Source organism: Actinopolymorpha sp. B11F2 (assembly GCF_040195635.1).
Lineage (GTDB): Bacteria > Actinomycetota > Actinomycetes > Propionibacteriales > Actinopolymorphaceae > Thermasporomyces.
Map to the genome: position 1 here is coordinate 125,160 of NZ_JBEFTX010000018.1, position 18,935 is coordinate 144,094.

17 protein-coding genes are annotated in these 18,935 nt (G+C 68.2%); 8 read left to right on the forward strand and 9 right to left on the reverse strand.

The genetic code is table 11. The features are described from left to right. Positions 1–26: 26 nt before the first annotated feature. The gene (locus ABN034_RS27280; protein ID WP_349693839.1) at positions 27–935 is read right to left on the reverse strand and encodes a carbohydrate ABC transporter permease; all 909 of its coding nucleotides are present in this window, start codon (positions 933–935) and stop codon (positions 27–29) included. Continuing rightward, positions 932–1,894, reverse strand: coding sequence for a carbohydrate ABC transporter permease (locus tag ABN034_RS27285; protein WP_349693840.1), 963 nt, complete (start codon positions 1,892–1,894; stop codon positions 932–934). Before ABN034_RS27285 ends, ABN034_RS27280 begins: the two co-directional genes overlap by 4 nt. A gap of 256 nt (positions 1,895–2,150) precedes the next feature. Here ABN034_RS27285 and ABN034_RS27290 point away from each other — a divergent pair, with 256 nt between their 5' ends. The 3 genes from ABN034_RS27290 (at position 2,151) to kaiC (ending at position 4,251) form a co-directional block, all read left to right on the forward strand. Continuing rightward, complete coding sequence (locus ABN034_RS27290; protein WP_349693841.1) at positions 2,151–2,390, forward strand: hypothetical protein; 240 nt, start codon at positions 2,151–2,153, stop codon at positions 2,388–2,390. Positions 2,391–2,461: 71 nt separating this feature from the next. Beyond that, positions 2,462–2,770, forward strand: a complete 309-nt coding sequence (locus ABN034_RS27295) for a circadian clock KaiB family protein (RefSeq protein WP_349693842.1) — start codon at positions 2,462–2,464, stop codon at positions 2,768–2,770. Next, on the forward strand, positions 2,767–4,251 hold the full coding sequence (gene kaiC, locus ABN034_RS27300; protein WP_349693843.1) for a circadian clock protein KaiC: 1,485 nt from the start codon (positions 2,767–2,769) through the stop codon (positions 4,249–4,251). Before ABN034_RS27295 ends, kaiC begins: the two co-directional genes overlap by 4 nt. A gap of 74 nt (positions 4,252–4,325) precedes the next feature. Here kaiC and trpD read toward each other — a convergent pair whose 3' ends face one another. Continuing rightward, on the reverse strand, positions 4,326–5,420 hold the full coding sequence (gene trpD, locus ABN034_RS27305; RefSeq protein ID WP_349693844.1) for an anthranilate phosphoribosyltransferase: 1,095 nt from the start codon (positions 5,418–5,420) through the stop codon (positions 4,326–4,328). Between the two features lie 348 nt (positions 5,421–5,768). Between trpD and ABN034_RS27310 the strand changes: the two genes are divergently transcribed. Then, on the forward strand, positions 5,769–7,076 hold the full coding sequence (locus ABN034_RS27310; RefSeq protein ID WP_349693845.1) for a pyridoxal phosphate-dependent aminotransferase: 1,308 nt from the start codon (positions 5,769–5,771) through the stop codon (positions 7,074–7,076). A gap of 12 nt (positions 7,077–7,088) precedes the next feature. On the opposite strand, the gene ABN034_RS27315 is transcribed toward ABN034_RS27310, so the two are convergent. The 6 genes from ABN034_RS27315 to ABN034_RS27340 form a co-directional block, all read right to left on the reverse strand. Then, a complete protein-coding gene (locus ABN034_RS27315; RefSeq protein WP_349693846.1) occupies positions 7,089–7,598 on the reverse strand; it encodes a hypothetical protein in 510 nt (169 codons plus the stop codon). Positions 7,599–7,782: 184 nt separating this feature from the next. Then, positions 7,783–8,079 carry a hypothetical protein gene (locus tag ABN034_RS27320; protein WP_349693847.1) on the reverse strand — a complete coding sequence of 99 codons (297 nt, stop codon included), beginning with the start codon at positions 8,077–8,079 and terminating at the stop codon, positions 7,783–7,785. A 335-nt stretch (positions 8,080–8,414) separates the two neighbouring features. Then, positions 8,415–10,205, reverse strand: a complete 1,791-nt coding sequence (locus tag ABN034_RS27325) for an HNH endonuclease signature motif containing protein (RefSeq protein WP_349693848.1) — start codon at positions 10,203–10,205, stop codon at positions 8,415–8,417. A gap of 287 nt (positions 10,206–10,492) precedes the next feature. Further along, entirely contained in the window at positions 10,493–12,838 is a 2,346-nt protein-coding gene (locus ABN034_RS27330) for an ATP-binding protein (RefSeq protein WP_349693849.1), read from the reverse strand. A 267-nt stretch (positions 12,839–13,105) separates the two neighbouring features. Further along, positions 13,106–13,525: a pyridoxamine 5'-phosphate oxidase family protein gene (locus ABN034_RS27335; RefSeq protein ID WP_349331998.1), complete on the reverse strand. Its 420-nt coding sequence runs from the start codon at positions 13,523–13,525 to the stop codon at positions 13,106–13,108. An 81-nt stretch (positions 13,526–13,606) separates the two neighbouring features. Beyond that, entirely contained in the window at positions 13,607–15,427 is a 1,821-nt protein-coding gene (locus tag ABN034_RS27340; RefSeq protein WP_349693850.1) for a glycoside hydrolase family 13 protein, read from the reverse strand. A 350-nt stretch (positions 15,428–15,777) separates the two neighbouring features. Between ABN034_RS27340 and ABN034_RS27345 the strand changes: the two genes are divergently transcribed. The 4 genes from ABN034_RS27345 (at position 15,778) to ABN034_RS27360 (ending at position 18,846) form a co-directional block, all read left to right on the forward strand. Further along, entirely contained in the window at positions 15,778–16,290 is a 513-nt protein-coding gene (locus tag ABN034_RS27345; protein ID WP_349693851.1) for a VOC family protein, read from the forward strand. Positions 16,291–16,502: 212 nt separating this feature from the next. After that, positions 16,503–16,913 carry a group I truncated hemoglobin gene (locus ABN034_RS27350; RefSeq protein WP_349693852.1) on the forward strand — a complete coding sequence of 137 codons (411 nt, stop codon included), beginning with the start codon at positions 16,503–16,505 and terminating at the stop codon, positions 16,911–16,913. Positions 16,914–16,924: 11 nt separating this feature from the next. Beyond that, positions 16,925–18,100: a globin domain-containing protein gene (locus ABN034_RS27355; RefSeq protein ID WP_349331993.1), complete on the forward strand. Its 1,176-nt coding sequence runs from the start codon at positions 16,925–16,927 to the stop codon at positions 18,098–18,100. Continuing rightward, positions 18,097–18,846, forward strand: a complete 750-nt coding sequence (locus ABN034_RS27360) for a DivIVA domain-containing protein (RefSeq protein WP_349693853.1) — start codon at positions 18,097–18,099, stop codon at positions 18,844–18,846. The genes ABN034_RS27355 and ABN034_RS27360 overlap by 4 nt, the downstream gene beginning before the upstream one ends. Positions 18,847–18,935: the final 89 nt, after the last annotated feature.

The window sequence follows — 18,935 nt, forward strand, 5'->3', positions numbered from 1 at the left end:
ACGCATGGCGCCGGTACGCATGGATCTCAGCCCTTCGTCGCGCCCGCGGTGAGTCCCGCGATGATCTGCCGCTGGGCGAAGAAGAACACGACGAGGACGGGTACGACGACGAACACCGAAGCCGCCATCACGACGCCGTAGTTGGTGTAACCCTCGTCACTCTTCAACATCAACAGGCCCACCGGCAGCGTCCGCATCGTGTCGGTCGTGGTCACGATCAGCGGCCAGATGAACTCGTTCCACTTCTGCACCAGGGAGATGATGACGACGGTGACGACCATCGGCCGCGACATCGGCACGATGATGCTCCACAGAATGCGCAGATGGCTCGCTCCGTCGACCCTCGCCGCCTCGCTCACCTCGATCGGGAGGGTACGCATGTGCTGCCGGAGCAGGAACATCGCGAACACGCTGCCGAGGCCAGGCACGATCAGTCCGGCGTAGCTGTTGACCCAGCCGAGGCCCGCGACCGTCAGGTAGTTGGGAAGGAGCACGACGGTTCCGGGCACCATCATCGCGCCCAGGAACACCATGAACACGACGTTCTTGGCCGGAAAGCGCAGGAAGGCGAAGGCGTACGCCGACAGCACGGCGACACAGATCTCCAGCGCGGAACCCACCACCGCGAAGACGATCGAGTTGATGTAGAGCCGGCCGAAGGGCGCGGCGTGCCACGCGTCGACGTAGTTGCGGAGCTCCCAGGTCCACGGCATCGGGAACCACTCCGGCGGGAAGTGGTGCACCTCCGCCGAGGGTTTGAGCGAGCTGATGAGAAGCCAGTAGACGGGCACGATCGCCGCCAGGGCGACAAGAGCCATCAGCAGATAGAGCGCGATCTTGCCCAGCAGCGGAACGATCGGCGATCCGGTCTCGGTAGGCCCGGACGTGGCCGGTCGCTCCTCGGTGGACGTGGTCGTTGGCGTGGCCGTGCTCATCGGTAGTGCACCCTCCGCTCGAGGAATCGGGCCTGCGCCGCGGTGATGAGCAGCAGGATGACGAACATGATGATCGCGGCGGCACCCGCGCGACCGGCGTCGAATGCCTGGAAAGCTTCGGTGTAGATGAACCACGACAGCGTGGTCGTGGCGTCGCCCGGCCCACCACCGGTCATGATCGCGATGACGTCGAACGCCTGGAACGACCCGATGACCGTCACCACGGCGACGAAGAACGTCACCGCCGAGAGCAGCGGAAGCGTGATCCGGCGGAACAGCGTCCAGGCAGTCGCACCGTCGATCTTCGCCGCTTCGTACAGATCGGCAGGCATGCTCTGCAACCCGGCGAGGTAGATCACCGCGACGAAGCCGATGTTCTTCCAGAGATAGACGAGCACCAGGGCAGGCAGTGCCCAGCCCGCATCGGTGAGCCAGTCGGGCGAGCCCACACCGATGACGCCGAGCAGCTGCTTCATCAGCCCGAAGTCCGGGTCGAAGATGTAGAGCCAGACGGTACCGATCGCGGCGCCGGTCACGATGTACGGCGCGAACGACGTCGTGCGCACGAGGTTGCGGCCGAACAGCCGCTGGTTGAGCAGCATGGCGATGGCGAGACCCGCGACCATGCTGCCGATGGTGATCCCACCGGAGAAGAGGATCGTGCGCAGGAGGACGCCGAGGAAGTCGGGATCGCTCAGCATGTCGATGTAGTTGGCGAGCCCCACGAACGGCTTGAACTCCGACAGCAGGTCCCAACTGGTCAAGCTGAGGTAGAGGTTGTAGAGGACGGGCCAGTACGAGAACACCCCGAGCAGGATGACGTTCGGCGCGACGAAGGCCAGGAAGAGGAGATACTCACGGCGCCGCGAGGCACGTGCGTCAGACCTGTCGGGTGGGATCTTGCCCGGCGTGGTGCCGCGGTCGGCCACGGCCGTTGGTGAGCGTTCGGGGGCTGTCAACGGGCGTCCTCCTCCGTCGGGCGGACCACCGCAGGAAAGTTTCGCGATCTGCAGAGGTGCCGCAGGATACCGGCGGAGGCTAGGCCTCTTTGCCCTGGTATGCAACACCCTCGCGGAAGTTGTTCACGACCAGTTGTGCGCATGCTCGCCGACGACGGCGGGCGGTGCACTGCCGTTCACCTCAAGGGGGTCCGTGACTCACAGGGGTAGGACCTCACCAGGTCCGTGACTCACCGGGGTAGACCTCACCAGGTCCGTGACTCACCGGGTCGGCGGGTCACCGGGTCGGCGGGTCACCGGGTCGGCGGGTCACCGGGTTGGCGGGTCACCGGGGCACGACCTCACCGGGCACGACCTCACCGGGCACGACCTCACCGGGCACGACCTCACCGGGCACGACCTCACCGGGGCACGGTTCGCCGGCGCTCCGGTCAACAGGGTCGTGCGAATCACCTCGCCCCCGGTGGTCGGCATCGGTGGCGGCCAGGGAGGGTAGCAGTCGCCTGTGGGCTTCCTGCGTACGCGCGAACGTCTACCGACGAGCTGGCGAGTCCGCCGGAGCGTGCGGTGATCGACTTCGTGTTCAGGCTCTACGTCGCCGGGGAGGCGGACCCCTCACACGCCGCCGTCGCCCGGCTGCGGTCACTGTGCGAGTCCCGGATCTCCGGGCACTACGAGCTGGAGGTCGTCGACATCACGCAGCACCCCGACCTGGCCGAGGCCGACGGGATCGTCGTCGTTCCCACCGCGATCCGGCGGGTGCCGTTTCCGGAGCACCGGGTGATCGGCGATCTCTCCGATGACGTACGTACCGCCGCCGGGCTCGGTTTTCCCGATCCGGACCAACTGGCGGCGGAAAGGCGGGGGTGGCGATGAGCGACCGCACGGCGCTCGACCGGGTTCCGACCGGAATCAGCGGCTTCGACCTGGTTGCGCTGGGCGGCCTCCCGGCCGGTCGGTGCACCCTCGTGAGCGGGAGTACGGGAAGCGGGAAGACCCTGTTCGCCATCGAGTTCCTGGCCCGCGGAGTCGACCGTTTCGACGATCCGGGTGTCTACGTCACCTTCGAGGAGTCGCCGGCCGACCTCCGCCGGAACGCGGCGGCGATGGGGTTCCCGATCGAGCGGTGGGAACGCGAGGGCAAGTGGATCTTCGTCGACGCCTCGGCCGAGATCGCCGGCGAGACGACGACCGTGGGCGTCTACAACTTCGCCGCCATCACGGTCCGCATCGAGGCCGCGGTCCGGCAGATCGGCGCCCGCCGCGTCTCGCTGGACTCGGTGGGGTCGATCTTCACCCGCTTTCCCGATGTCGCCACGGTTCGCTACGAACTCCACCGGATCGCCGCCGCCCTGGAAACGTTGGGCGTCACCTCGGTGCTCACCGCGGAACGCACCGTGGAGTACGACGGCGTGTCGCGCCTGGGGGTCGAGGAGTTCGTCCTCAACAACGTCATCATCCTGCGGAACGTACTTAGCAAGGAGCGCCGCCGCCGGACCATCGAGATCATCAAGCTGCGCGGCGCGGCGCATCGCACCGGTGAGTGGCTGTTCACCATCGACGAGCGGGAGGGCATCGTCGTCATCCCGCTCGCCTTCGTCGCCCCCCGGGCGATGGCGTCAGCGGAGCGGGTCTCCTCGGGCAATCCCGGTCTGGACGCCCTCTGCGGCGGAGGCTTCTACAAGGACGCGGTCGTCCTGCTCACCGGACCCACCGGGACCGGCAAGACGCTGGCCAGCCTGAAGTTCGCCGCCGAGGCGGTCCGTACCGGCGAGTCCTGCCTGCTCTACACCTTCGACGAGAATCACGACCAGCTCGCCCGCAACGCCGCCGGCTGGGGCCTCGACCTCGCCGCCATGGAGGCCTCCGGGCTCCTTCACGTGTCCGCCGACTATCCGGAGATGGCTTCGCTGGAGGTCCACTTCCTCAACATCAGGCGCGCCATCGAGGAGATCCGTCCCTCACGCCTCGTCATCGACACGTTGTCGGCCCTCGAACGGATCGCCACCTCGCGCGCTCTGCTCGACTTCGTGATCGCGCTGGGATCCCTGCTCCGTCGACACCAGGTCACCGCGCTGCTGACGGCCGCGCCGAGTGGATACAAGCCGACGGCCGTCTCCTCGGCGATCGCCGTCGAGCTCGGCAGCCTCGCCGACGTCACGATCATGCTCCGCTACGTCGAGGCCGAGGGTCAGATCCAACGCGCGATCGCCGTGCTCCAGACCCGCGGCTCCGCCCACGACAATGCGATCCGCATGGTCGACATCGATGCCGACGGGATGCACATCGGCGAGCCCTTGTCAGTCGTGTCGCATGTCATCCCGGGAGGGCAGTACGTCCCTCCGACTCAGCAGTGACTGCTCAACCGGACTGCTCAACAGGGACCGCTCAGCAGTGAGCGGGGGCCACCCGACATCACTCGGGCCTGACATCACTCGGGCCCGCCAGCCGAACGGCTGGCAGCGATCCACCGGTCCAGGAGCGTTGCCGCCGCACCGGAGTCGATCGCGCCCGCGCACCGCTCGACGCCGGCCGCAAGCTCCTCCGCCAATGACGCGTCGCCCGGCTCGACCGCCACCAGTGCGCCAGCGGCATTGAGGAGAACGATGTCGCGGACCGGCCCACCCGCACCTTCCAGCAGCCGGCGTACCGTCTCGGCGTTCTGTTCCACGGCGCCGCCCCGGAGATCGGTCGGTGTGGCACGCGGAAGGCCCACGTCCGCGGGATCGACGGTGGTTCGGCGTACGCGACCGTCCCGGATCATCCACACCTGGGACGTGGTCGTCGTCGTGAGCTTGTCGACGCCGTCGTCGCCGCGGACGACCAGCGCCGAGCACCCTCGCGCGGCGAGGACGTCGGCGAGGACGCCTGCCATCCGTACGTCGGCGACGCCCACGACCTGGTGCCGGGGATGGGCGGGGTTGAGCAGTGGCGCGAGGACATTGAAGACGGTGGGAACGCCCAACTCCCGCCTCACCGGCGCCGCGTGCCGGAGCCCGGGGTGGAAGCTGGGCGCGAAGCAGAAGGTGATGCCGACCTTCTCCGCCAGCCTCGCGACCCGCTGCGGCTCGAGGTCGAGATCGAGGCCGAGGTACTCCAACACGTCGGCCGAGCCGCAGGTCGTGGAGGCGCCGCGTCCGCCATGCTTCACCACCGTGACGCCGGTCGCGGCGACGACGAGGGATGCCATGGTGGAGACGTTGACGACACCGCTGCGGTCGCCGCCCGTCCCTACGATGTCGACGAAGACCCCGTTGATCGGGAGGGTGCCCGCCTGGTCCATCACGGCGCGCGCCATGGCCGACACCTCGTCCGCGGTCTCGCCTTTGGCCCGTAGTCCCACCAGGAAGGCACCGAGTTGGGCAGGCGTCACATCGCCGCGTACGACCTGATCCATCGCCCAGGCGGCGTCCTCGCTCGAGAGGTCCCGCCGGTGGGCGAGCGTGCCGAGGATCCGGCTCCAGGACGCGCGGTCCGCCTCGTGCGTACGCGTCTGCATGGTGGTGGTGGTCGGGTCGGGTCTCATGTCGGTCTCCTCCACAGGGTGGGCGCTCGGTGCCCTCGGATGAGACCCGTACCTGGAGGATGATCCTCGAACGGCCGCCGCACCAAAGGGCGGCCGCGTAAGTGCGCGCGAAGCTTGGGCCGCCTACAGGGCGGGCCACCAGCGAAGCTGTACCGGTCGCGCGATCACGCCCTCACCATACCGGCCGCCTCGGCGGGGGACCTTCGCCACCGGCCGGGACCCCCACCCCCCTGGGACCCCGCCACCGGCTGGAGAACTCCACCACCGGCTGGGGATCTCGGCCGGCCGGGAGGCTTCCGTCGGTTAGCCTCGTCCTTCGCTGCCCGCCGGTTGCAGGAGGTACGTGAGATGGCCGCGATCTCGGCGACACTGGCCGCCAACGAGCGGATCCGCGCCCGGCTGGCCCGCGGCGAACCCCTCCAGCACCTCGCCTTCGGGGAGGCCGGCATCCCGGTGCATCCTGCGTTGGCGGAGGTGCTCCGGCGGGCGACCGGTCGTGGCGGGTATCCCTCGGTGGCAGGCGACACTGCGGCGCGGGAGGCGGTCGCCGGCTATCTGGGTCGACGTGGCATGACGGCCAGCCATGCCGATCCCGACCACGTGCTGCTGGCGCCGGGAAGCAAGTCCCTGCTGTACGCCGTCCTCGCGGTCCTGCCTGGTGACGTCGTACTCCCCCAGCCGTCCTGGGTGAGCTACGCCGCGCAGGCCGCGCTGATCGGCAAACGGGTGCTGCACGTGCCGGTGCCAGCCGAGGCGGGCGGTGTGCCGGATCCCGCGCTGCTGGAGGAGGCGCTGAGCCGTACGCCTGGGGCGGATGGCAGCCCACGCCCGGGAATCCTCGTTCTCACCAGCCCCGACAATCCCACCGGCACGGTCGCTGGCGAGGCGCTGCTACGCGACGTGTGCGCGGTCGCCGAACGGCACGGCCTCGTCATCGTCTCCGACCAGATCTATTCCGACCTGACCCACGACGGGACGGTCCCGACCAGTCCGGGCGAGCTGGTGCCGGACAGGACCGTGGTCACGACCGGGCTGAGCAAGAACCTCGCCCTCGGTGGTTGGCGGATCGGTGCGGTCGCGCTGCCGCGGTCACCGCTCGGCATCTCGCTTCGCGACTCACTGCTGCAGTTGGCGAGCGAGGTCTGGTCGGCACTTCCGGGGCCGATGCAGGAAGTGGCGGCGTACGCATTCGCCGAGCCCGACGACCTCGTCGCGCACGTCGAGCAGGCCCGGCGGTTGCACGGCACCGTCGCACGTGCCGTGCACACGATCCTCCTCGATGCAGGGGCGCGGTGCCGCGCACCGCAGGGCGGGTTCTACCTCTACCCGGACTTCTCCTCCCTCGGCACAGCCGGAACGCCTGGTTCGATCGGAACGACTCCCTCGGTCGGCTTGCCCGCCGACGCCGAGTCGCTCGCGGAGACGCTGCTCAGTAAGCACGGCATCGGCGTACTTCCTGGCTCCGCGTTCGGCGACGACCCGAGCAGGCTCACGTTCCGGGCGGCGACGAGCCTGCTCTACGGCACCGATGACGAGCAGCGGTGGGCCGCGCTGCACGATCCAGATCCGGTTCGCCTGCCGTGGATCAGCGAGTCCCTCGATCGGCTCCGCGCCGGTTTCGCCGCACTGACCGGCGCCGCCGGGGCACGCGAGTGAGCATGGTCGGTGTCATCTCCCGGTCGCGGAGAACCACGCCCCGGTAGGTGAGGTGACGAAGACGACCGGTGCGATGCACGAGTCGGGCAGGTCGACGGTGGTACTGATCCTCGCGTCACCACTGGCGGTCGCGGGGACGAGGCCGGTCTCCACGTTGACCGTGGTCGCAGCGCCGGTGTCGTCGGTGCTCACGCAGCTGACGATCGCCTTGAACGAAGGGGACGGGTTGACGCCCTGCCGGTCCGGTGGCACCGGGGCTCGGCGGGCGAGGACCAGGCCCTCGACGTTGATCTCCAGCTTTCCGTTGCTGTGGAGCTTGCCCTCGGCCTCGTCGATCTCCCAGGGCAGGCCGCCCCCGGCCAGGTCGCGAATCGGGTTCGCCGTACCTGTGAAAGGTTCGGTGACCGATGCCATCGTCTCGAAAGCGAGCATCTCCCCACGTCCCGAGGCGCTGGCGGCTGCTGGAACGGCGAGCAGAAGGGCGAACAGACTGGCTGCGAGCACGGTCGTACGTCGTCTCATTGGTGGCTCCCTCTCCCCGTGTGGCGGTGACTGCCTCCTTCCACACGTCCGCCACGGACGAAGGGTTCACCGCGCTGCCCACTCCGGGCGAGTGACCCGGCTGGCCGGACGTACGCCGGATTTCAGGGGCGTACGTCGAGCCAGACCAACCGGTGATCGGAACTGGGGAACGGAAACACGCCGGTCAACCGCGACAGCGGATCGGCGGACGGCGGCCAGAAGACGCCACCGCCCTGGACGGTGAGTCCGAAGCTGGGAAGTGCACGGTCGTTGTGTGGTGACCGTGGTGGGCTGGACTGTTTCCGTGGCGCTTGCCGATGCGAATCGGCAGGTCCCAGTGGCTCTTCGACGACAGCCTGACCGGGTTGAGTTCCTCGTCGGAGTACCACGGCGCGCCGTTGCCGGCGTCGGTCGGCAACGCGGCGCCGGGCATGTCCTTCCACCGGAAGGTCTGGAACGTACGGATCCCGGACCGCTGCATCGGGAACGCGAGCGACCTGGGGCCGCCGGAGTGGAGGGGACTCGGGGGGTGGCGGAGGCAACGCCTGCCCCGGCCGCCACGAGGGCAAGCCGAGGAGGATGCCCAACACGGGCGGTAGACCGGCAGGACGGCGAAGGAACATCAGCACGCTCCGAGGTCGCATGGACGTCGATGCAGGGTGAACTGCCGCGACGGAGATGGGTCCCTCCCGCGCGAAGCCGGCGGCACCACGACGTGAACGGCAGACCAGGTGTACCGGTGCGCAGTGAATGCTTGGTGAACCAACTCGGCCATCCACCTGGCTGGGGCGTTCCGCCACTTCACGAACGGCCCCCTCAGAACGGCGGCACGTCCGCGTCGATGGCGGTGATGCCCGGCGCGCCACCGGCGCCTACCGGATCTGGGTCCCGCGCATGGTCTGGGTCCCGCGCATGGTCTGGGTCCCGCGCATGGTCTGGGTCCCGCGCATGGTCTGGGTCCCGCGCATGGTCTGGGTCGCACGTGGGGTCGTCGGTGAGGGGTGGTGGTTCGGTCCGGTAGGTGCGTCCGTGGGGGTCGGTGAAGGTGTAACCCCCCGGTGTCGGCTGCTGGAGCTTCCACTCGGCTTCGGTTTTGACGGTGTGGTGGCGTGGGCACATGGGTCCGCTGTTGTCGACGGAGGTCTCGCCGCCGTCGGCATGGTCGGTGGTGTGGTCGAGTTGGCAGGTGTTCGCCGGACGGCGACACGTTGGCCAGACGCAGCGTTGGTTGAGGGCTTCGACCAACTCTGCGGCGAGTCCGCGGAGGAACCTGCGTGGGATGGGGTGCAGGGACAGTAATCGTCCGGTGGTGGGGTGGGTGACGCCGACGGTGAAGAGGGCGTCGGGGTTGTTCAGGTGGTTGGCGATGATTCGGCGGGCGGTTTCGATCAGGATCGGTCCGAACCCACCAAGCTCGCCCGGCTGTTTGCTGAGCTCGAGCAGGGTGGGTAGTGGGATGGTGAGTTGGATCTTCGCCCTGGTCCGTACCTGCGGCGGCCGAATGACTCCTTCCGGCCCGCCTGCGCTCCTGCTGCCTGCAGCACCGGTGTCTGTGGTGCCTGAGTGTCCGGTCCTGTCTGTGGTGCCGGTGTCTGTGGTGCTGGAGTCTGTGGGGTGGGGTTCTGCCGGGCTTTGCTGGTTGGTGCCTCGTGGGGCGGGTTTGCAGTCGGGGCAGGGGCAGTACCGGTCATGGTGGTCGTGGTCGCACCCGGTGTGCGGACAACCGTAGGTGGAGTCCTCACTACCGGACTCGCCCGTCTCGGCCATGCCGCTCGCCTCGGCCATGCCCCTCGCCTCGGCCATGTCGCTCGCCTCGGCCATGTCGCTCGCCTGGGTCTGGTCATTCGGCCCGGCTGCTTGGCTTGCCTGGTTGGGCTCGTCCACGTCCCCGATGCCGGTACCGGTTCTGGTGCCGGTAGGGGTGGGGGTCGTGCCGGGGCAGGGGGTGAGGTCGGCTCTGCCGGAGAGCAGGCTGGCGGCGATGTCGGCGCGGAGTTGGGGCAGGGTGCGTTCGTCACCGGTGGCCTTGACCGACCGGGCTATCGCATCCAGATACGCATAGGCCTCGGCCGCCTGGTCGGCGGGGATGCCAAGCAGGCGAAGGTCGGCTACCCCGTCGATCGCCGGATAGACCTCCACTCCACGGTCGGCGCGAGCTTTCTCGTGACGACGCGCGGCCGCCTCGGGGTTGACCTTCAACACTTCAGCTTCGACCCGGATCCGCAACAACCCGGCCCGCATCCCCACCACGTCCGGGAACAGGGCGTCCTCCACCGCACGCCGCTCTTCTACCGTTTCCAGAACCCGGATCCGGTCGGCGATCACCCGCACCTCGGGCAGTTCGAGTTCCCCGGCATTCAACGCCTGCCGGATCCGCGGCAGGGTTTCCAAGGTCAGCGCCAGGTCGAAATACCAGTCGGCGTGATACGCCGTCCACCCCAACAACGGCTCCAACACCGCCGACCCATGCGGCTGCAAAGCTGGTGTGCGGGCGGCCGGATCATCCACCAGCCCCGGCGGGCAGTACGCCAACGCCGCCACATCGCCCAAACACTGCGCTTCCAGGTGCGCGATCAGCTTCCGCCGGGCCCGGATCAACTCCTCCAACTCGAACCCGTTACACGAGCCCCGATCCACCGACCGCCGCGGCCGCCAACCCCGGACCGGCCGCCATCGAGGCGAACCCGTCCGGCAGCGGCGACACCCGCACCCGACCATCGATCATGCGTTCGACTATACCTACAAACGATCATGACCGCAACCGGACGCCACCCGAATCCACCTGCCGCCGGAACCGGTTTTCTCCTTACATCACAAGCGAAACCGGCCTACTCGCCATCAGCGAGACGCGGGTCTTGCCGGCGACGCGCCGCCCCCGCACTCACACCTATCGGTCAGCTATTCGGGCGCTCAGCCTGCCCGTGAGCGGAGACCCAGGCGGCGATCTGCGCGCGGGACGTGAAGCCCAACTTCACCAGGATGTTCTCCACGTGGCTCTCCGCCGTCCGTTGCGCGATCACCAAGGCCGCCGCGATTTCCTTGTTGCTCTGCCCTTTGGCGACGAGTTCGGCGATCTCGCGCTCCCGCCGGGTGAGGTGCACGGCTTCGCCACGCGCAGGGGCCGGCCGCGCGTGGTGCTCCTTCTCCCGCAGCGCATGGGAGATCGCCTGGTCGAGGTTCAGGTTGGCGCCCTGCAGGACCATCGCGTCGTACCCCTCCGCGCCAAGTGCGTCGCGCACCTGGTTCACGCACGCCTCGTGGTATCCCGCCAGATGTCCGTAACCCGACAGTGGCGCCCCGGTCGACCGCTTCAGCTTCTGCAGTGCCCCGAGAAGTCTGGCCGAGTGCTGGAACTGCCCCACCGAGGCGGCCACCCACGCCAGCACCTCGAGGTTGAGCGCGATGCCGAGCCGTGCGTCCAACGACCGGTTCAACCGAAGGCTTTCCTGTTCGATCACCGTCGCCCGGCGCGCATCGCCCTGACGCCACACGTCGATTCCCATGGCCATCAGGGCGTACGCCTTGCACCAGATGTCACCGACGGCGTCGGACAGCTTCACGCACTCCTCCCCCATGGCGATCGCCCGTTCGGAGTCGCCGAGGAAGGAGTAACCCATACAGAGCCGGACGAAGGTCAGCGCAAGTCCCTGCTGGTTTCCCGCGGCGAGATGAAGCTGGCGCGCCTCGTCGTACCGGCGAAGTGCGGTGGCACTGTCTCCGGAGTACATCGCGGCAAAGCCGGAGAACAGCGCGACGTAGCCCAGTATGCGCGGCGAGTCGAAATGCTCACCCAACCGCCGGGCCTCGTCGAGCATCACCTGGGCGGCCGCGGTGTCGCCCTGGATGATGGCCAACCAGCTGTCGGACCAGAGTGCGTCGGCGCGGGCCCGCGTGGGGGTGGCGTCCGCGGCGAGCATGCGGTCCAGCCAACGCCGACCCTCGATGAGGTAGTAGCTCCGTACCCAGTGGAAGAGCAGGTCGGCCGCCATCCGCAGGCCGTTCTGCGCCTCGCCGGGGATCGTGAGGCAGTACTCCATGGCGGCCCGGAGGTCGGCGTAGTCGAGAGTCAGCCCGCCGAACCACTCGACCTGGTTCGGTCCGAACTGCTCGACGGCCGTTCGCGCGGCGATCCGCTGGTAGTAGTCCCGGTGCCGCAGTCGGGTCCTCGCCTCGTCGCCGAGGTCGGCCAGCTTCCGTCGACCGTACTCCCGGATGATGTCCAGCTGCCGGTACCTCGCGACCCGCCCGGACTCCTCCCTGACCAGGATCGACTTGTCGATCAGCTCGGCGACGAGATCGATCACGTCCTCGGTCTTGATTCCGTCGCCCGCACAGATCGCCTCCGCGGCCGTCAGGTCAAAACTTCCGGAGAAGACCGAGGTACGCATCCACAGCAACTGTTCGGCGCTCGACAACCGCTCGAAGCTCCAGTCGATCAACGCCTGCAGGGTCTGGTGACGTGGCGCCGCACTTCTGGGGCCAGTGGTCAGAAGCCTGTACCGGTCGTCAAGGCGTTCGAGGATCTGCTCCGGTGTCAGGGTTCTGAGCCTGGCCGCGGCAAGCTCGATGGCCAGCGGAATACCGTCGAGCTGGCGGCAGATTCCGACCACCGCGCTCTGGTTCGCCTTGGTGAGGGCGAAGTCGTGGTGGACTGCGACAGCACGGTCGACGAAGAGCGCCACAGCGCCGGACTGCGCCGACAGATCACCCGGCAGCGACGTCTGCCCGTCCTCTGGCAGCGTGAGGGGCTGGACCGGCATGGTGTGTTCGTCCGGGATGTTCAGGGGCTGCCGACTCGTGGCGAGGATGCGCAGTCCGGGAGCGGCACGCAGGAGGGCGTCGGCGACCGTCGCGCACTCCTGCAACAGATGCTCGCAGTTGTCGAGGACGAGGAGGACCTGCCGGTCCCTGAGATAGTCGGTGAGGATCCGCAGTGGATCGCGACTCGACTGGTCATGGACCTGGAGCGTCTCGAGCACGGCCTGGACCACCATGCTCGGATCGGACAGCCTGGTCAGATCGACCAGCCACACCCCGTCATGGAATGCCCGCTGCATTCCCGCGGCGATCCGGACGGCGAGCCGCGTCTTGCCGACCCCGCCGACACCGGTGAGGGTCACGAGCCGTGCGTCGGAGAGCAGCCGCCGGACCTCGGCGACCTCGGACCGCCGGCCGACGAATGTCGTGGCGTCTGCCGGCAGATTGCCAGGCCGGTGTGCGGCGTGTGCAACGCTGGACATCATTTCCTCGAGACGCCCAGCCGACCGTGTCCTCGGTCCGGCTGACCGTCATCCGCCAGCGTATGTTCGTCTCCCGTTCACCGCTACCCGGCGGTGCGCACACTGTGCGAACAGGCGGTTTCGTGCGGGCGGATTTCACTCGTTGAAATGCGCGAAAAGTGACGGCCCACAATGGGCGCTGAGCGCCGAATACGACATTACGCCGGGTTCTGAGTCACTGGAAAATCCAAAACGCCTGAATACCCCACTCCAGAAAGACCCGGGAATTCAGTCGTACGCAACATCGGCGAGCTGCCGGACCAGTCGCTGACCTGACAACAAGGTCATCGGAATGCGGACGAACTGGCGCTCACCACGACCGGTGCCGATCGGCAGGGGCAGGGCCGCGAGATGGTCGATCTCGTACGGATCGGTCACCACCTCGGCCCGGCCGATCGCGTTCACGCTCCAGCCGCGCCACTGCTCGAGGTCGATGTCGTCGACCTCGAAGGCGACCACCGCGTCCCGCACGGCGCGGGCCAGGTCGGAGCCGACGGCCGTACGGATGATGACGGCGTCGCCGTCGAGGACGAAGTTCACCGGCTGGACCGAAGGCAGGGTCTTGTCGGTGAACACCACGCGACCCACGAGTGCGCCGTCGAGCAGCCGGAGGCACTCCATGACGTCGAGGACTTCGAATTCCTCCATTGTCTGGAACCTTCGGGGAGAGCCTGCCATTGCGCCCGCCTCGTCAGCGCAACCCATCCGGCATCACCGCAATCGACCTGGTCATGAGGACGCCTCGTGCGAATCTGGGAGGAGCCACCATGCCGCCGTGTTGGGGGGCATCTTCTCGCCCACACCTGGGTCGCTGGCAAGGAGCGGTTCCCCTTGCGCGGGGGCTGCGACCGGACGGGACGAGCAGTTGACGACGCAGGCGAATCCGTCGCCCCGGGTGAACGCCAGAACGCCTGGCTCGCTCGGCAGCCAGCGCAGCTGATCCGAGGACAGCGCGGGAATCCGGTGCCGCAGGGCTATCGCCTCACGGTAGAGGTGCAGCATCGAACCGCCGTCCCGCAGCTGCTGGTCGACGGCGAGCTCGGCGAACCAGCTCGGCTGCGGAAGCCAGGGCCTTGCACCGTTTCCGCGGGAGAAACCGAGGGACTCCTGCGACGACGCCCAGGGCAGCGGCACGCGGCAGCCGTCCCGGCCACGGCGTACACCGCTTGTCCGCTTGAACATCGGGTCGGTGAGAACGTCGATCGGCAGGTCGACGACCTCGGGAAGCCCGAGTTCCTCACCCTGGTAGAGATAGGCCGATCCAGGCAGCGCGAGCATGAGCAGGGCAGCGGCCCGGGCACGGGCCCGGCCGAGCTCCAGGTCTCCGGGACCCGCTCCGGGGGCGCCGCCGGCGAACCGGGTCACCGACCGGGGCACGTCGTGGTTGTTGAGCACCCAGGTCACGGCCGAACCTTCCGCCGCGATCGTCTTCATACCGGCATCGATCACACCGCACAGGTCGGTGTCGTTCCACGCGGTGTGCAGGAACTCGAAGAAGAATGTCTGGTGCAGTTCGTCCGGACGCTGGTAGTCGGCGAGCTGGCGGCGGTCGAGGACGCCGACCTCACCGATGAGGACCCGCTCGCGGCCGTCGGCGCGCATGTACTCATCTGCGATGGAGCGCCATTGGCGCCACACGTCGTGCACCTCAGGCTGGTTCCATGCGTACGGATTCACCGGGTCACCGGTGAGCTCGTCACCGGCCGCGTACTCGTGGTCAGGCAGGCCGTCCCGCTTGTGCAGGCCGTGGGCGACGTCGATCCGCAGGCCGTCGACACCGCGGTCGAACCAGAACCGCACCACCTGGTCGAAGTGGTCGACCACATCGGGGTGGCGCCAGTTGAAGTCAGGCTGCTCGGGGGCGAACGTGTGGAGGTACCACTGGCCCGGCGAGCCGTCGGGGTTCGTGGTGCGTTCCCAGGCCGAGCCGCCGAAGATCGACCGCCAGTTGTTCGGCGGCAGCTCGCCGTGCGTACCCCTGCCGTCGGCGAAGTGGAACCGCTGGCGTTCCGGGCTGCCGGGACGGGCACGCAGGGCGGCGGTAAACCACGGGTGCTCGATCGAGCAGTGGTTCGGGATCACGTCGATGATCACCTTGATGTCGAGCCGATGCGCTTCTGCGACCAACCGGTCGAAGCTCTCGACGGTGCCGCATTCGGGATCGACCGCGCAGTAGTCGGCGACGTCGTAGCCGTGGTCGTGCTGCGGCGACGGGTAGAACGGGTTGAGCCAAACACCGTCGACACCCAGCATCCGCAGGTACGGAAGCTTCGCGCGGACGCCGTCCAGGTCGCCGATCCCGTCGCCGTTGGCGTCCTGGAAGCTCCGTACGTAGACCTGGTAGATGACGGCATTCCGCCACCACCCGGGTGTGCTCGGCGCGCCCGGGGGGAGCGGCGAGCCCGGGCTGGCCTGCGCCTGGGGCCGGGTGACGCGGGGCGTACGCAGGGCGCGCGGCGCGCGTGCCGGGCCGGCGGACCGGCGGGGACGCGACGCGCGAGCGACGCGGGCCTCCGGTGGCGCTTCGGCGGGGCTGGTGACGAAGGGCATCGGGTACCTCGGGCCTTTGGTCAGCTTCTCGGATGCTGCGGCGCGGAGGGCGACTGGTCGGGACTTAGGTCATCGCCTCTGGGTGCCGTTAGACCACGGTGGCTCCGGCAGATGGCCCCACGCATCGGGGGCTCTACCTAGATGCGTACCTAGATTTGGTCCCGAGCCTGGTCCCGGATCGGACGTTGGCGGGCAAGCCGGGCGGGACCTTGGACCTGAACGGGTCACCGCCGGTCCCGGATTACGCTGACGAGCAGCCCCCGAAAGTCCCGCCGACCGTGTGTCCAGTGGGGCCTCCGCCCACGATTCCCGACGCTTTTCCGCGATTCCGACGATCGGAGCCAGCCGAAATGCCCATCACGCGTCTGAACCACGCGGTGCTCTATGTCCGGAACGTCGCCCGCAGCGTGGAGTTCTACACCGAGGTCCTCGGCTTCCGACCGGTCGACATGACCCCCGAGGGATTTACCGGCGCGGCGTTCCTGCAGGCCGAGGGATCGGTCAACGACCACGACCTTGGCCTGTTCGAGATCGGCGCGGAGGCGGGGCCGTCAGGCGCCGGCAAGGCGAGCGTCGGCTTGTACCACCTCGCGTGGGAGGTGGACACGCTGGCCGAGCTCGAAGCGGTGCACGGCCGGCTGGTCGAGGCGGGCGCGCTCGTGGGGGCCAGTGATCACAGTACGAGCAAGAGCCTGTACGGAGCAGACCCTGACGGGATCGAGTTCGAGATCGCATGGTTCGTACCGCCGGACCGGATCGACGCCGCCACCCTCGCCGGTCGCACCAGCATCCGGCCGCTCGACCTCGCCAGGGAGAAGGACCGCTACGGCGCGACCACCCCGGGTGCCAGCACACACACGTGATGTGCCGTACGTGATCAATGTCCAGATTGCGTTGACTTTACGTGTTACGTCGGACTGCGGGGGAAATGACCAATTCACGGAAAATGCCGTTGGCCGTCATCGTCCGGAAATCGATAGAAACGGCCGACTAGTTGCGCTCCGCCCGCGCCCACTGGTACCAATGCCACTTGACTCGGGGGCCGCAACCACATCCGCGCAAGGGGAGGGACGCTATGGGCGACCCGGTGACCGAGCAGGCCGGCACCGAAGCGACGACGAGTGCCACCGATTATCAACTGATTGGCGGAGCACCCGCCGTCAGCACTGTCGTCAATCGCTTCTACGAGCTCATACTGACCGACACACAACTGGCCCCGTTTTTCACCGACGTGGATATGGCCCGACTCAAACGCCACCAGGTCCTGCTGATCTCGCAGGTACTGGGTGGCCCAGCCGAGTACGACGGTAGGGAACTTCGTGAGGCACATGCCGGCATGAACATCACGACAGCGGATTTCGCGCGCGTGGTGACACATCTGGTGACAGCGCTGGAAGAAGCGGGTGTCAAACCGGACATCATCGACCGGGTATGCGCCGTGCTCGCGGGGGCTGAAAAGGATGTCGTCACCGCCTCCAACGCGTGAGCTGAGCGACTATGGATACGGCCGCACTGCAGAACAGCTGGGCTATTGTCGCCAAATCGGGTGACGAGGTACCACTGTTCTTCTATTCCCACCTGTTCCTCTCGCACCCTGAGCTGCGCGAGATGTTCCCGATTTCGATGTCGGCACAGCGCGACAAATTGGTCGGCGCACTCGGCCGAATTGTCAGTAATGTCGAGCAGCTCGAGGAGGTCACGCCTTTTATTCAGCAACTCGGGCGTGACCACCGAAGATTCTCCGTCGTCGCGGAGCACTACTCGAAGGTCGGCGCCTCGCTGCTGGCGACGCTCCGGCACTTTCTCGGGCCGGCTTGGACGGACGAGTTGGCCGCTGACTGGGCGGCGGCGTACGGCCTGGTCGCGAAGGTGATGGTGCAGGCGGCCGAGCAGGCGGCCGAGTCCACTCCCGCCTGGTGGCTCGCCGACGTCCTCTCGGTCGAGCGCCGGACGATCGATGTTGCGGTGGTGCAGGTGCGACCGCAGCAGCCGTTCTCCTACCTCCCCGGCCAGTCCGTCGCGTTCGAGACACCGTTGCGGCCGCGTCTGTGGCGGTACTTCAGCCCTGCCAACGCCCCGCGCGAGGACGGTTCACTCGAACTACACGTCCAGATCGTGGATGGTGGCCAGGTCAGCGGTGCCATCGTCAGGGCGATGCAGCCGGGTGACACAGTCCGGCTCGGTGCGGCCGTCGGTGATGACCTCGTTCGCTCACCGGGCGACCAACGCGACCTGATCATGATCGCGGGTGGTACCGGGCTCGCGCCCCTTCGGGCGGTTCTCGAACAGATCGACCGCGAGTGGCAGGCGGAAGGTCGCGCTCCGAACATCCACCTCTTCCACGGTGCCCGGGTGCCGTGGAACCTCTACGAGAGCCAGCTGCTCGCCAAGCTGACGTCGCGACCCTGGTTCGCCTACACCTCGGTCGTGTCTGACGACTCCTCCTTCCCCGGCGCCCGCGGACTGGTCGGCTCGGTCGCGGCGCGGAGCATGCAGTGGCAGGGGCGTACCGCACTGGTCTGCGGTTCACCACACATGGTCACGTCCACTCTGTCCGAGTTGACGTCGGCCGGCATGCCCCGCGACGACATCCGATTCGAGAAGTTCGCCAGCGCCGGCGGTGACGGCATCCATCCCCCGCTCGAAGCCGCCAGGTCAGGTGACCACTCATGACAGAGATCACGCCGATGCCCACCGCCATCCGCAAATCCCCTCGCGCAGTGCGCTACGCGACGTTCAACCAGCGCAGACGTGGCTGGGACCAAGAGGAAGTCCGCGAGTTTCTCGCCAGCGTGGCCGACGAGATCCAGGCCGCGGACAACGATCGCGCCGCCCTCCGCGCCGAGATCGACCGCCTCCGCAACAACCCGCCGGTGGACGCCGGTGGCGGCGACCGACCCGAGATCAACGCCCATGCCGTCGCACTTTTCAGCCAGGCACAGCAGGTCGCGGACCGGCTGGTCGCCGAGGCGGTGCAGCACGCCCGGGACCTGATGGTCAGCGCCCGTGCGCAGCAGCGGGAGATCCTGCAGCAGGCGCAGCAGGCCGCCGAGGCGGCGGAGGCCGCGGCAAGGAACGGGATGGCTTCCCAGCCTTCCCACCCGGACGGGCCGCAGGGCAGCCAACTCCCGATCCCGGAGGTCGAGTACGTACGCACCTTCGCCCATGTCGCGCAGGTCCAGTTGCGTTCGGTGCTGGACGCCCTGGCCGAGCAGGTGGACAAGCTCGGCGAGGTGCCCCGGCTCGACCACCACGACCTGCCGCACTACCCACCTGGCCCGCCCCCACCCGGGGCGCGCCCCCCGGCCGGTTCGCACCACCTGGCCGGTCAGCCCATGGACCGCCCGCCGCCGCACCTGGACATGCCGTGGCAGCTCGAAGCCGAGGCCGGCCGGACCCGCCGCCCACAGGCCGGCTGAGCTAGCCGACCGACCCGGATCGCTCGTACGCCACCTCGGCGAACTCCGGCCGGGTCAGGCTGCCGGTCGCCCGACCACAAGGTCGCGCC

Bases quoted from the DNA above. Each gene is read 5' to 3' on its own strand.
- ABN034_RS27280 (WP_349693839.1), bottom strand. From the start codon at position 935: ATGAGCACGGCCACGCCAACGACCACGTCCACCGAGGAGCGACCGGCC.
- kaiC (WP_349693843.1), top strand. From the start codon at position 2,767: ATGAGCGACCGCACGGCGCTCGACCGGGTTCCGACCGGAATCAGCGGC.
- trpD (WP_349693844.1), bottom strand. From the start codon at position 5,420: ATGAGACCCGACCCGACCACCACCACCATGCAGACGCGTACGCACGAG.
- ABN034_RS27310 (WP_349693845.1), top strand. From the start codon at position 5,769: ATGGCCGCGATCTCGGCGACACTGGCCGCCAACGAGCGGATCCGCGCC.
- ABN034_RS27315 (WP_349693846.1), bottom strand. From the start codon at position 7,598: ATGAGACGACGTACGACCGTGCTCGCAGCCAGTCTGTTCGCCCTTCTG.
- ABN034_RS27320 (WP_349693847.1), bottom strand. From the start codon at position 8,079: ATGCAGCGGTCCGGGATCCGTACGTTCCAGACCTTCCGGTGGAAGGAC.
- ABN034_RS27330 (WP_349693849.1), bottom strand. From the start codon at position 12,838: ATGTCCAGCGTTGCACACGCCGCACACCGGCCTGGCAATCTGCCGGCA.
- ABN034_RS27335 (WP_349331998.1), bottom strand. From the start codon at position 13,525: ATGGAGGAATTCGAAGTCCTCGACGTCATGGAGTGCCTCCGGCTGCTC.
- ABN034_RS27340 (WP_349693850.1), bottom strand. From the start codon at position 15,427: ATGCCCTTCGTCACCAGCCCCGCCGAAGCGCCACCGGAGGCCCGCGTC.
- ABN034_RS27345 (WP_349693851.1), top strand. From the start codon at position 15,778: ATGCCCATCACGCGTCTGAACCACGCGGTGCTCTATGTCCGGAACGTC.
- ABN034_RS27350 (WP_349693852.1), top strand. From the start codon at position 16,503: ATGGGCGACCCGGTGACCGAGCAGGCCGGCACCGAAGCGACGACGAGT.
- ABN034_RS27355 (WP_349331993.1), top strand. From the start codon at position 16,925: ATGGATACGGCCGCACTGCAGAACAGCTGGGCTATTGTCGCCAAATCG.
- ABN034_RS27360 (WP_349693853.1), top strand. From the start codon at position 18,097: ATGACAGAGATCACGCCGATGCCCACCGCCATCCGCAAATCCCCTCGC.